The 13,547-nt window shown below is 62.1% G+C and carries 9 protein-coding genes; 2 read left to right on the forward strand and 7 right to left on the reverse strand.

Translation table 11 applies throughout. The annotated features are described in order from the left end of the window. Positions 1 to 22 precede the first annotated feature (22 nt). From rpsG to rpoB, 4 genes are all read right to left on the reverse strand, one after another. Positions 23 to 493: a 30S ribosomal protein S7 gene (gene rpsG / locus ACWA13_RS13315; protein ID WP_056543994.1), complete on the reverse strand. Its 471-nt coding sequence runs from the start codon at positions 491 to 493 to the stop codon at positions 23 to 25. Position 494: 1 nt separating this feature from the next. After that, complete coding sequence (gene rpsL, locus ACWA13_RS13320; protein ID WP_009358312.1) at positions 495 to 869, reverse strand: 30S ribosomal protein S12; 375 nt, start codon at positions 867 to 869, stop codon at positions 495 to 497. Positions 870 to 1,278: 409 nt separating this feature from the next. Continuing rightward, on the reverse strand, positions 1,279 to 5,178 hold the full coding sequence (locus ACWA13_RS13325; RefSeq protein WP_463934662.1) for a DNA-directed RNA polymerase subunit beta': 3,900 nt from the start codon (positions 5,176 to 5,178) through the stop codon (positions 1,279 to 1,281). A gap of 112 nt (positions 5,179 to 5,290) precedes the next feature. Beyond that, complete coding sequence (gene rpoB, locus ACWA13_RS13330; protein WP_463934663.1) at positions 5,291 to 8,800, reverse strand: DNA-directed RNA polymerase subunit beta; 3,510 nt, start codon at positions 8,798 to 8,800, stop codon at positions 5,291 to 5,293. A gap of 458 nt (positions 8,801 to 9,258) precedes the next feature. Here rpoB and ACWA13_RS13335 point away from each other — a divergent pair, with 458 nt between their 5' ends. Then, on the forward strand, positions 9,259 to 10,452 hold the full coding sequence (locus ACWA13_RS13335) for an acetyl-CoA C-acetyltransferase (protein WP_463934664.1): 1,194 nt from the start codon (positions 9,259 to 9,261) through the stop codon (positions 10,450 to 10,452). 40 nt (positions 10,453 to 10,492) lie between these two features. Then, entirely contained in the window at positions 10,493 to 10,996 is a 504-nt protein-coding gene (locus tag ACWA13_RS13340) for an aminoacyl-tRNA deacylase (protein WP_463934665.1), read from the forward strand. Between the two features lie 99 nt (positions 10,997 to 11,095). Here ACWA13_RS13340 and rplL read toward each other — a convergent pair whose 3' ends face one another. The 3 genes from rplL to ACWA13_RS13355 form a co-directional block, all read right to left on the reverse strand. Next, on the reverse strand, positions 11,096 to 11,473 hold the full coding sequence (gene rplL / locus ACWA13_RS13345) for a 50S ribosomal protein L7/L12 (protein WP_463934666.1): 378 nt from the start codon (positions 11,471 to 11,473) through the stop codon (positions 11,096 to 11,098). Positions 11,474 to 11,548: 75 nt separating this feature from the next. Then, a complete protein-coding gene (gene rplJ, locus ACWA13_RS13350) occupies positions 11,549 to 12,127 on the reverse strand; it encodes a 50S ribosomal protein L10 (protein WP_463934667.1) in 579 nt (192 codons plus the stop codon). Positions 12,128 to 12,425: 298 nt separating this feature from the next. After that, positions 12,426 to 13,544: a GNAT family N-acetyltransferase gene (locus tag ACWA13_RS13355; protein WP_463934668.1), complete on the reverse strand. Its 1,119-nt coding sequence runs from the start codon at positions 13,542 to 13,544 to the stop codon at positions 12,426 to 12,428. Positions 13,545 to 13,547: the final 3 nt, after the last annotated feature.

Here is a 13,547-nt window from a genome sequence, read left to right on the forward strand (position 1 = left end):
AAGCCGGCGGCGCACGGAAGTATTACCAGCGGTAGTGTGCGAAGGCCTTGTTGGACTCGGCCATCTTGTGGGTGTCTTCGCGACGCTTCACAGCGGCACCGAGACCGTTTGAGGCATCCAGGATTTCGTTCTGGAGGCGCTCGGTCATCGTCTTTTCACGGCGGGCCTTGGAGTAGCCGACCAGCCAACGCAGTGCGAGGGCAGTGGAGCGGCCGGGCTTGACCTCAACCGGAACCTGGTATGTGGCGCCACCAACACGGCGGGAGCGGACCTCAAGCGAAGGCTTGACGTTCTCCATGGCCTTCTTGAGGGCTGCGACGGGGTCGCCGCCGGACTTTGCGCGTGCACCTTCAAGGGCACCGTAAACGATGCGCTCGGCGGTGGACTTCTTGCCGTCGACCAGCACCTTGTTGATCAACTGTGTGACCAGGGGGGAGCCGTAAACGGGATCTACTACTAGCGGCCGCTTCGGGGCCGGACCCTTGCGAGGCATATTACTTCTTCTCCATCTTTGCGCCGTAGCGGCTGCGTGCCTGCTTACGGTTCTTCACACCCTGGGTATCAAGGGCGCCACGGACGATCTTGTAGCGCACACCGGGGAGGTCCTTAACGCGACCACCGCGGACGAGCACAATGGAGTGCTCCTGCAGGTTGTGTCCCACACCGGGGATGTAAGCGGTCACTTCAACGCCACCGTTGAGGCGCACACGTGCGACCTTACGGAGTGCCGAGTTCGGCTTCTTCGGGGTGGTGGTGTAAACGCGGGTGCAAACACCGCGGCGCATCGGGCTGCCCTTAAGGGCTGGAGCCTTGGTCTTGGAGACCTTAGGCGTGCGGCCCTTGCGGACCAGCTGGTTAATCGTAGGCACTCTCGTGTTCTCCGTTGGTTTGATCTCTACCGGAGCAGTCAGGCGTCGGCCGTCGCTGCACTGGTTTTGGCGTTGTTCCTGCAGCCATGGGGGTTGGAGCAAGTGCATGGGCGTGCAAAAGTGTGGCATTCGTTGCGCACCTAACCCGCAACCCGGAAACAAGCTCACGCCCAGCATCATGAGAACAAAACCAAAATGATGCTGCGGCGGCCTTCATCCACTGCCACACAGAACAATTACCAAAATTCTAGCACGGCTTGCTCGCGGACCTTAATCGGGTGTATACGAAAGGCCCCGTCCCCCACCGCCATACTGCAGCAGTGGGAAACGGGGCCTTTCTAAGGTTAGGGCGGCCGGGTTCCTCTACGTGGCGCGGAACGCGACACGAAAGGGCCCGCCCTCCCCGCGATTAGCGGAAATCGTTGCCGAGATCGTAATCGTCAAGCGGGATGGCGTGGAACTCAGGAGCTCCCTCGCCGCCCAGCGTGTCGTAGGAGAAGTCGCTGAAGGCGCTGGGGCCGGTGAAAAGATTGGCCTTTGCTTCCTCAGTGGGCTCAACGGTGACCTCGGTGTAGCGCGGGAGACCCGTGCCGGCCGGGATCAGCTTACCGATGATGACGTTCTCCTTGAGGCCGAGCAGCGGATCGCTCTTGCCTTCCATGGCCGCCTGCGTCAGGACGCGGGTGGTCTCCTGGAAGGAAGCTGCAGACAGCCAGGACTCGGTCGCCAGCGACGCCTTGGTGATACCCATGAGCTCCGGACGGCCGGAAGCCGGCGTCTTGCCCTCGGATACAACGCGGCGGTTGGCGTCCTCGAAGCGGCTGCGCTCGGCGAGCTCGCCGGGCAGCAGATCCGATTCACCGGATTCGATGACCGTGACGCGGCGCAGCATCTGGCGGACGATAACCTCGACGTGCTTGTCGTGGATACCGATGCCCTGGCTGCGGTACACGCCCTGGACCTCGTCAACCAGGAACTTCTGCGCGGCCCGGGGACCCATGATGCGCAGCACCTGCTTGGGATCGACCGGACCGTTGATCAGCTTCTGGCCGACACTGACGTGCTCGCCATCCTCAATGAGGAGGCGTGAACGGCGCAGGACCGGGTAGGCAATCTCTTCGGAGCCGTCGTCGGGCGTGATCACCAGACGCATCTGGCGTTCCGTCTCCTCGATGGTGATGCGGCCGGCTGCTTCTGCAATCGGGGCGACACCCTTCGGGGTACGGGCTTCGAAGAGCTCCTGGATACGAGGCAGACCCTGGGTGATGTCGTCGCCACCGCTGGCGGAAACAGCACCACCGGTGTGGAACGTACGCATGGTCAGCTGGGTACCGGGCTCACCGATCGACTGCGCGGCAATGATGCCCACGGCCTCGCCGATGTCCACGGTCTTACCCGTGGCCAGGGAGCGGCCGTAGCACAGTGCGCAGGTGCCGACGCTGGACTCACAGGTGAGGACAGAGCGGACCTTGACTTCGGTGATGCCGGCTGCGAACAGCTGGTCAATGACGACGTCGCCGCAGTCGGTTCCGGCAGCTGCCAGTACGTTGCCCTTGGCATCAACGACGTCGACAGCCAGGGTACGTGCATAGGCACTGTTCTCGACGTTCTCGTCCAGGACAAGCTCGCCGTTGGAGTCTGCGATGGCGATCGGCGTGACCAGGCCACGCTCGGTGCCGCAGTCCTCTTCACGAACGATGACGTCCTGCGAGACGTCCACCAGACGACGGGTCAGGTAACCCGAGTTGGCGGTACGCAGCGCGGTATCGGCCAGGCCCTTACGTGCACCGTGGGTGGCGATGAAGTATTCCAGCACCGACAGGCCCTCGCGGTAGGAGGACTTGATGGGACGCGGGATGATCTCACCCTTAGGGTTAGCCACCAAGCCACGGATACCCGCGATCTGACGGACCTGCATCCAGTTACCACGTGCACCCGAGGACACCATGCGGTTAATGGTGTTCATCGGGGACAGGCTGTCACGCATCGCCTGGGCGATTTCGTTGGTTGCCTTGTTCCAAATCTCGATCAGTTCCTGGCGACGCTCGTCGTCGTCGATCAGGCCCTTGTCGTACTGGCCCTGGATCTTGGCTGCCATGGTTTCGTAACCGGCGAGGATCCTCGGCTTGTCCTTGGGCACCTCAATGTCAGAGATGGCCACGGTCACGCCGGAGCGGGTTGCCCAGTAGAAACCTGCATCCTTCAGGTTGTCCAGCGTTGCCGCCGTGACCACCTTCGGGTAGCGCTCGGCGAGGTCGTTGACGATCGTGGACAGTTCGCCCTTGTCAGCAACGTTCTCAACCCAAGGGTAGTCCTCAGGCAACGTCTGGTTGAACAGAACCTGCCCGAGAGAGGTCTCGACCAGTGTGGTCTGACCCGGCTCCCAGCCTTCCGGAGCTTCCCAGCCGGCGTAGGGCACGAAGCCCTCAAGCCGGATCTTGACCTTGGAGTTCAGGTGCAGCTCGTGCAGGTCGTAGGCCATGATGGCTTCCGCGACAGAACCGAACACGCGGCCTTCACCAGCCGAACCAACACGCTTGGTGGTCAGGTGGTAGAGGCCGATGATCATATCCTGCGAAGGCAGGGTAACCGGACGGCCGTCAGAAGGCTTCAGGATGTTGTTCGAGGAAAGCATCAGGATGCGTGCCTCGGCCTGGGCCTCCGGGCTCAGCGGCAAGTGGACTGCCATCTGGTCGCCGTCGAAGTCGGCGTTGAAGGCGCCACAAACCAGCGGGTGGAGCTGGATTGCCTTACCTTCAACAAGCTGCGGCTCGAATGCCTGGATACCAAGGCGGTGCAGGGTAGGTGCACGGTTGAGCAGCACCGGGTGTTCGGTGATGATCTCTTCCAGCACGTCCCAGACCTGCGGACGGTAACGCTCGACCATACGCTTTGCCGACTTGATGTTCTGGGCGTGGTTGAGGTCGACCAGGCGCTTCATCACGAACGGCTTGAAGAGCTCCAGTGCCATCTGCTTGGGCAGGCCACACTGGTGCAGCTTCAGCTGCGGGCCGACGACGATAACCGAACGGCCGGAGTAGTCAACGCGCTTGCCGAGGAGGTTCTGGCGGAACCGGCCCTGCTTGCCCTTGAGCATGTCGCTCAGGGACTTCAGCGGACGGTTGCCAGGCCCGGTGACCGGGCGGCCGCGACGGCCGTTGTCGAAGAGGCTGTCAACAGCTTCCTGAAGCATGCGCTTCTCATTGTTGACAATGATCTCCGGGGCACCGAGGTCAAGCAGGCGCTTGAGCCGGTTGTTGCGGTTGATCACACGACGGTAGAGGTCGTTGAGGTCGGAGGTCGCGAAGCGGCCACCATCCAGCTGGACCATGGGGCGCAGTTCCGGCGGGATCACCGGGACGGCGTCAAGAACCATGCCAAGCGGGCTGTTGTTGGTGGTCAGGAACGCGTTGACCACCTTCAGGCGCTTGAGGGCACGGGTCTTACGCTGGCCCTTGCCGTTGGCGATGATGTCGCGGAGCAGGTCCGACTCGGCCTGCATGTCGAAGTTCTCAAGACGCTTCTTGATGGCTTCGGCACCCATGGAGCCTTCGAAGTACATGCCGTAGCGGTCGCGCAGTTCGCGGTACAGGCCTTCGTCACCTTCAAGGTCGGCGACCTTGAGGTTCTTGAAGCGGTCCCAGACCTGCTCGAGGCGCTCGATTTCGGCGTCAGCACGCTTACGCACGTTCGCCATCTGGCGGTCGGCGGAGTCGCGGGCCTTCTTCTTGTCGGCAGCCTTGGCTCCTTCACCCTCGAGGCGCGCGATCTCGTTTTCGAGGTCACGGGCAATCGTGGCGATGTCGGAGTCGCGGTTGTCGATCAGCTGCTTCTTCTCGATGTCGTGCTCAACCTGGAGGTTGGGCAGTTCTTCGTGGCGGGCATCAGCGTCAACACTGGTAATCATGTAGGCGGCGAAGTAAATGACCTTTTCGAGGTCCTTCGGTGCCAGGTCAAGGAGGTAGCCCAGACGGGACGGAACACCCTTGAAGTACCAGATGTGGGTAACGGGAGCGGCAAGCTCGATGTGGCCCATCCGCTCGCGGCGTACCTTGGCGCGGGTGACTTCAACGCCACAACGCTCACAGATGATGCCCTTGAAGCGGACGCGCTTGTACTTACCGCAGTAGCATTCCCAGTCACGGGAAGGGCCGAAGATCTTCTCGCAGAAGAGGCCGTCCTTCTCGGGCTTGAGCGTGCGGTAGTTGATGGTTTCCGGCTTCTTAACCTCGCCGTACGACCAACCACGGATGTCTTCCGCGGTGGCGAGGCCGATCTGCATGAGGCCGAAGGAGGATTCGCTGGACATATGGTCCCTGTTCTCTCTTGTTCTCTAAATTCTGAAGTCTTGGGTTACGGGAAGAGGGAGAGGCCCAGGAAAGGCAGCGCGGCGGCACCGTCTGCCTTTCCCGGACGCTCTACTAAACCTCTTCTACGGAACTGGGCTCTGCACGAGACAGATCGATGCCCAGTTCTTCCGCAGCCGTGAAGACTGCGTCATCAGAGTCACGCATTTCAATTGTGGTTCCGTCCGTGGAAAGTACTTCCACGTTCAGGCACAGCGACTGCATTTCCTTGATCAAGACCTTGAAGGACTCAGGAACGCCCGGCTCGGGGATGTTCTCGCCCTTGACGATTGCTTCGTAGACCTTCACACGACCGTGGATATCATCCGACTTGATCGTGAGGAGCTCCTGGAGCGTGTAGGCGGCGCCGTAAGCTTCGAGCGCCCACACTTCCATTTCACCGAAGCGCTGGCCACCGAACTGCGCCTTACCACCCAGCGGCTGCTGCGTGATCATGGAGTACGGGCCGGTGGAGCGCGCGTGGATCTTGTCGTCCACCAGGTGGTGGAGCTTCAGGATGTACATGTAGCCGACCGAGATCGGATCCGGGAACGGCTCGCCGGAGCGGCCGTCAAACAGGCGGGTCTTGCCGGAGGAGTTGATCAGGCGATCGCCGTCACGGGTCACGTTGGTCGAGTCGAGCAGACCGGTGATTTCCTCTTCGCGGGCACCGTCGAAGACCGGGGTGGCCACCGTGGTGGGACCGGACTCGCGGGGCAGGTTCGGCAGCTGCTTCATCCATTCAGGCTCGCCTTCGATCTTCCAACCGGTCTTGGCAACCCAGCCGAGGTGCGTTTCCAGCACCTGGCCGACGTTCATACGGCCCGGAACACCCAGCGGGTTCAGGACGATATCAACGGGGGTACCGTCGGCAAGGAAGGGCATGTCCTCGATCGGGAGGATCTTGGAGATAACACCCTTGTTGCCGTGACGGCCGGCGAGCTTGTCGCCGTCGGTGATCTTACGCTTGGCGGCCACGTAGACGCGGACCAACTGGTTCACGCCCGGCGGCAGTTCGTCGTCGTTGTCGCGGTCAAAGACGCGGACTCCGATGACGGTGCCCGACTCGCCGTGGGGAACCTTCAGGGAGGTGTCGCGCACTTCGCGGGACTTCTCACCGAAGATGGCACGGAGCAGGCGCTCTTCCGGGGTCAGCTCGGTCTCGCCCTTGGGCGTGACCTTTCCAACCAGGATGTCGCCGGCTTCAACCTCGGCACCGATGTGGATGATGCCGCGCTCGTCCAGGCCCGCCAGGACTTCCTCGGACACGTTGGGGATGTCACGGGTGATTTCCTCGGCACCAAGCTTGGTGTCGCGGGCATCGATCTCGTGCTCCTCAATGTGGATGGAGGAAAGGACGTCCTCAGCAACAATGCGCTGCGAGAGGATGATGGCGTCCTCGAAGTTGTGACCTTCCCATGACATGAATGCCACGAGCAGGTTCTTCCCGAGGGCGAGCTCGCCCTGGTCCGTTGCCGGGCCGTCAGCGATGATGCCGCCAACCTCCAGGCGCTGGCCTTCGCTGACCAGTACGCGGTGGTTGTAGCAGTTGCCCTGGTTGGAGCGCGCGAACTTGTTGATGCGGTAGTTGGTTTCCGTGCCGTCGTCGTTAAGCATGATGACCAGCTCAGCGGAGACCTCGGTGACAACGCCTGCCTTCTTCGCGATGACAACGTCACCGGCGTCGACGGCTGCTGCGCGTTCCATGCCGGTTCCCACAACAGGGGCCTCGGAACGGACCAGCGGCACGGCCTGGCGCTGCATGTTGGCACCCATGAGTGCGCGGTTTGCATCGTCATGCTCGAGGAACGGGATCAGGGCGGTTGCCACGGACACCATCTGGCGCGGGGACACGTCCATGAACTCGACGTCGGCAGCCGGGACGAGCACGGGCTCTCCCCCACCACCACGGGCGCGGACCAGCACGGTCTCTTCGGCGAACCTCTTGTTCTCGTCGAGCGGGGCGTTTGCCTGCGCGATGAGGACTTCGGCTTCGTCGTCTGCCGTGAGGTACTGGACCTCGTCGGAGACAACGCCTTCGGCGACCAGCCGGTACGGGGTCTCGATGAAGCCGAACGGGTTGATGCGGCCGTAGGAGGCCAAGGAACCGATCAGGCCGATGTTCGGGCCTTCAGGGGTTTCAATGGGGCACATACGTCCGTAGTGGGACGGGTGAACGTCACGGACTTCCATGCCTGCGCGGTCACGGGACAGACCACCCGGGCCAAGGGCCGACAGGCGGCGCTTGTGGGTCAGACCCGACAGCGGGTTGTTCTGGTCCATGAACTGTGACAGCTGGGAGGTTCCGAAGAATTCCTTGATCGCTGCAACCACGGGGCGGATGTTGATCAGGGTCTGCGGCGTAATCGCTTCGACGTCCTGGGTGGTCATACGCTCACGGACGACGCGCTCCATACGGGACAGGCCGGTGCGGACCTGGTTCTCGATGAGCTCGCCGACGGCGCGGATGCGGCGGTTGCCGAAGTGGTCGATGTCATCGATTTCGACGCGCAGTTCGTGGTCCTGGCCGTCGCGCTTACCCGTGAGGGTCTTCTCGCCGGCGTGCAGGGCTACCAGGAACTTGATCATCGCAACGATGTCTTCAACGTGCAGGACCGAAGCTTCCTTGTCACCAAGGGAGCGGTCGATGCCCAGCTTGCGGTTGATCTTGTAACGGCCGACCTTGGCCAGATCGTAGCGCTTGGGTTCGAAGTACAGGTTGCGCAGCAGCGCTTCTGCGGCTTCAACTGTGGGCGGCTCGCCTGGACGAAGCTTGCGGTAGATGTCAAGGAGGGCGTCTTCGCGGGTTTCTGTGGCGTCCTTCTCCAGCGTGGCGCGCATGGAGTCGTACTGGCCGAATTCCTCGAGGATCTGGCCTTCGGTCCAGCCGAGGGCCTTCAGCAGTACCGTGACGGACTGCTTGCGCTTGCGGTCGAGGCGAACGCCGACCTGGTCGCGCTTGTCGATTTCGAGTTCAAACCATGCACCGCGGGACGGGATGATCTTGGCAGTGAAGATGTCCTTGTCGCTGGTCTTGTCAGCGGTGCGCTCGAAGTAGGCGCCCGGCGAACGGACCAGCTGCGAGACAACGACACGCTCGGTGCCGTTGACGACGAAGGTGCCCTTCTCGGTCATCAGCGGGAAGTCACCCATGAACACGGTCTGCTGCTTGATTTCGCCCGTGTTGTTGTTCATGAACTCGGCCTTGACGTACAGGGGTGCCGAGTACGTTGCGTCCCGGTCCTTGCACTCAGCCATGGTGTACTTCGGGTCAGCGAACTCCGGATCGGAGAAGCTCAGGGACATGGTGCCCTGGAAATCCTCGATCGGGGAGATCTCTTCGAAGATGTCCGACAGGCCGGACGTGGTGGCGACGCTGAGATCGTTTTCTTCGACGGCCTTCGCTACGCGTGCCTGCCAGCGTTCGTTGCCGACCAGCCAGTCAAAGCTGTCCGTCTGCAGGGCAAGGAGATTCGGAACGTCAAGAGGTTCGTGAATCTTTGCGAATGAGAGCCGACGAGTGGCACCATCAGTGCTGTCGGCGGTGTTAGCGGTTTCGTTATTAGAGGTGCTCGAGGCGACCAAGAGGGATCCTTCCACAGACCTTCAGGCGTTTTCAGATCTCCCCCGTTGTGCACCTGTGGAGTGACTCCGCAGTGCTACCTTTCCGGTTCCGCTATATGACCCGGAGACCTGGTTCCGGTCCAACGCCGTGTTGACGGCGCGTTAATTAACCGGGTGCCAGGCTAAGCCCACCGCTATATGAAGGCTGAAGGTAAACAGGGAAGACGCAAATATCCACAATACGGCAAGCTGCGCGTCCTGTCTACCCCACATCCCGGCGTATTGCAAGCACCTGTTGCGCAGCTCCCCTGGAGGCGAAGGGTGACGCCCTCGGCAGTACTTGGAATTGTGCCCTTGCAGGAATTACAGCCGGGTGCCGGACGTTTAATAAGGAGGCCTTGAATGCAGGGCGTTTTCAGCGCAGGGCGTTCAAGGCCACGGTAGCCTAGGCCTACATTGACTCCGGACGGAAGATAGCCATGACCAACACCGTAGACAACACTGACGTTGTCATCGTTTCAGCAGCCCGCACCCCTCAGGGGAAGTTGAACGGCCAGCTCGCCGGCTTCACCGCTGTCGAACTCGGGGCCCACGCCATCAGGGGCGCCCTGGCGGCGGGCGGAATCAGCACCGGGCAGGTTGACGCCGTGATTATGGGCCAGGTGCTGCAGGCAGGGGCCGGACAGAACCCTGCGCGGCAAAGTTCAATCGGTGCGGGAATCGGTTGGGACGTCCCGGCCGTCACTATCAACAAGGTGTGCCTGTCCGGTCTGACGGCGGTCATCGACGCCGCCAGATTGATCCACAGCGGCGATGCCCAGGTTGTGGTGGCCGGTGGCCAGGAATCCATGACCAGGGCGCCCCACCTGCTGCCCGGATCCCGCCAGGGCTGGACCTACGGCGCCATCCAGGCCTTGGATGTGGCCGCCCATGATGGCCTGACGGACGCGTTCGACGGACAGTCCATGGGCCTCTCCACCGAGAGCGGCAACATTTCCCGCAGGATCAACAGGACGTCGCAGGACGAAGTAGCAGCAGCCTCCCACCAGCGCGCGGCGGCGGCCGCGGATGTGCTCGCGGCAGAGATCACGCCGATCAGCGTCAAGCAGCGCAAGGGCGATCCCATCCTCGTGGCTACGGATGAGGGCATCCGTCCCCAGACCACAGTGGACACATTGGCAGGGCTGCGCGCGGCCTTTGCCACCGACGGCACCATCACGGCGGGCAACTCTTCACCGCTTTCCGACGGCGCCTCCGCACTTGTGCTGACATCCCGCGCCTACGCCGAGGCAAACGGACTGGAGTACCTGGCTGTAGTGGGTAAACCAGGCCAGGTTGCAGGTCCTGACAACTCGCTGCACTCCCAGCCGGCCAATGCCATCTTTGCCGCCCTGGACAAGGCAGGCTGGACTCCGGCGGACCTGGATTTCGTGGAGATCAATGAGGCCTTTGGTTCCGTGGCCGTGCAGTCGCTGCAGGACCTGAAGCTGCCGCTGGACAAATGCAATATCCACGGCGGCGCCATTGCCCTTGGCCATCCAATTGGCGCGTCAGGAGCCAGGCTTGCGCTGCATGCCGCCTTCGAGTTGAAGCGGCGTGGCCAGGGCAAGGCGGCAGTTTCGCTCTGTGGCGGCGGCGGCCAGGGCGAAGCCCTCCTGCTGTACCGCGACTAGTGGGCGCCGCCAGTGCGACGCCGCTGATGGGACTGTGCCCATGACCGGTCAGCCTTCAGCGGAAACCGCCGCCGGCCCCGGCGGACGGGACAGGTTCCTGGCCGGAGCACGCGCGCTCGGCCTGGAAGTGCACCTGGTGGAGCGACAGGGCGCCCGCAGCCTGCCGGAAGCGGCGCAGATCCTGGGGATCCCGGCGTCGGATATTGTGAAGTCCCTGGTGGTCAAGCACAAGGACGGCACGTTCCTCTTCGCCCTGATTCCGGGTGACCGGCAGATCTCGTGGCCCAAACTTCGGGCGCTGGTGGGCGTCAACAAACTGTCCCTGCCGCCGGCTGATGCCGCGTTCGAAGCTACAGGCTACGAACGCGGTACCATCACGCCGCTGGGCAGCCGCATGGCGTGGCCGGTTTACGCGGACAGTGCCGTGGCCGGGCACCGGATTTCCATGGGCGCCGGTGAACACGGCGTGAGCGCTTTTGTAGACTCCGACGCCTTGATCGCCGCACTGAATGCGGTCGTCGCGGATATTTCCGAGCCCGGCTAAGCCCCGAGGTTTCGTTCCACTGCCACCGCGCGATTTAAAGCAGGAAACCCCGCCCACCGAAGTGGACGGGGTTTCCTGCTTTGCAGCAGGAGGCGTGTGTTACTTGACGGTAACGGTGGCGCCTGCAGCTTCGAGCTGATCCTTGGCCTTCTCGGCAGCTTCCTTGGTGACGCCTTCGAGGACGGCCTTGGGAGCGCTGTCAACAACGTCCTTGGCTTCCTTGAGGCCCAGGGAAGTGATTGCACGAACTTCCTTGATAACCGCGATCTTCTTTTCGCCGGCAGATTCGAGGACGACGTCGAATTCGGTCTTCTCTTCGACCTCTTCTGCAGCGCCGCCGCCGGCGGGGCCAGCAACAGCTACAGCAGCAGCGGTAACTTCGAAGGTCTCTTCGAAGAGCTTTACGAACTCAGAGAGCTCGATGATGGTCAGTTCCTTGAAAGCTTCAATGAGCTCTTCGTTGGTGAGCTTCGCCATGGTTGGCGTCCTTCCTTTAGTGGTGACATGCGGCCTGGGGCCTCACACACCAGAGTCTGTTGGGTGGAAGAGAAATCAGTTCTCTTCGGCTGCAGGAGCTTCAGCCGGAGCTTCAGCTTCTGCGGGGGCTTCTTCAGCGGCGGGAGCCTCGGCAGCTGCCGGTGCACCGTTCTCTTCTTCAAGCTTGAGGCGCAGGGCATCAATAGTGCGTGCAGCGGCGGCAGCAGGAGCCTTGAGGATGCCTGCAACCTTGGCGAGCTGCAGCTCGCGGGACTCGAGTGCTGCCAGGGCAACAACTTCGCTGGCGTTCAGTGCCTTGCCCTCGAAGTAACCGGTCTTAATAACCAGCTGCTTGTTGGTCTTGGCAAAATCCGTCAGGCTCTTGGCAGCTGCAACGGCGTCACCCTTGATGAAAGCAATTGCAGTAGGGCCGGAGAGCTGGTCGTTGAAAGCTTCAACGCCTGCTTCCTTGGCTGCAATTGCGGTCAGGGTGTTCTTGACGACCGAGAACTTGGTGTCCTGGCCGAGAGAAACACGCAGCTGCTTGAGCTGTGCAACGGTGAGCCCACGGTATTCGGTCAGGACAGCGGCGTTCGATTCCTTGAAATCGTTAGTGATCTCAGCTACTGCTGAAACCTTGGTAGGCGTTGCCATAACCCTCCTTCCGGGAATAGTGCCGGTATTCGGAGGTCCCCGCCCAAGTGGGCTAAAACTAAAAACGCCCCGCGCAGATGCACGGGGCTTGGCTCAACGCAGAACAAACCTGCGGAGTTTTTGCTTCGTTCACCTGCGCCGGCCGCCCTGCGTTGAGGGGCCTTCGTCCGGAGACCCACTGGTTCCCTGGCGCGCAACTGCAGAAGTGAGTTGATCTTCAGGGAGTGGATTTCCAACAACCGACGGTCTTTGGTAGTTCAAGCTTACGGGACAAGCCCGGCTACAACCAAATCCGCCCTCAGCTGCTGCTGGACCCCATGTCAGGCAGTTCCTTCAGCCACGTTCCGGTGACGCCGGCGGTCGTGAAGCCCAGTTGCCGGTTGACTGTCAGCAGGTACCTGTTCTCGGGAGCGTTCCAGGTGTAGATGACCCGGGCATCCGGAAACTGTTCGGTGAGGCGGACCATGTTGGCCACCTTGATCAGCAGGCCCAGCTTGTGGCCTCGGTGCCCCTGCAGTACTAGGGTGTCGTCCTGGAAGACGATGTCCGGGCGGTGGGCCAGGACGGTTATTGTTGTCAGCCCCACCAGCGCCCCGCTGGCGATCTCCTCAACGGCGGTGACCACCGTACGCCGGCCCTGGGCAATGGTGACGTCTTCGGCCTCACGCAACATGTCGCCGTCGAACACCAAGCCCTGCTCCATGCCGCCTTGAAGGTCCTCATCCAGGTCCGCTCCGGCCTGGTTTTCCAGGAGTGCTACAGCCTCCAGCCACTCGTCAGGGCAGCGGTCCGTCCAATGGTGCAGCCGGTACCTTCCCGCATTGGCTTCCTCGGCCTCAGTAGTGAGGTCCCCAACGAGCTTGGTATCCAATGGCAGCAGGCAGGAGCTGAACTGTTCAATGTGCTCCAAGGTATATCCGGTGCGTTGTGCGAAGTCCACCTCGCGGCTTTCGAGGGGCACAAATCCCTGCCCGGATTCGGGTACCAGCTGACCGCGTGAGAACTCATCCAGGGTGGCCCCCGGATGGTTGGTGTCTACCAGGATGCGGCTGCGGCCCGCGCTCCTGGCCAGGTGCTCGGCGGCCTCCAGCAAGCGGCGGCCAACTCCCCTGCGCTGGAACTCAGGCAGGATATCCAGCGTGAACTCTGCTACGTCAAGGTCCTCGGTCAGGGGTAAGGCAATGTCCGCCGTGCCGATGATTTCGCCGTCCACCCGCGCGATCAGAATGATCTGGCGCTCATACGGGTCCGCCAGCTCCAGCATTTTTTCCTGCGGGGTATAGGCCAGGTCATCGCTCCCCCACGTTTGCATCCTGACCTTGCGCCCCACCTCGATCGCGGCGAGGAAGTCCACCGCATCCTCCGCTTCCAGCGAGTCAGGAATCCAAAGCTGCTCAATCCGTACGTTATCTGCCATGGG

The organism is Pseudarthrobacter sp. TRD_SC_9, assembly GCF_055361265.1.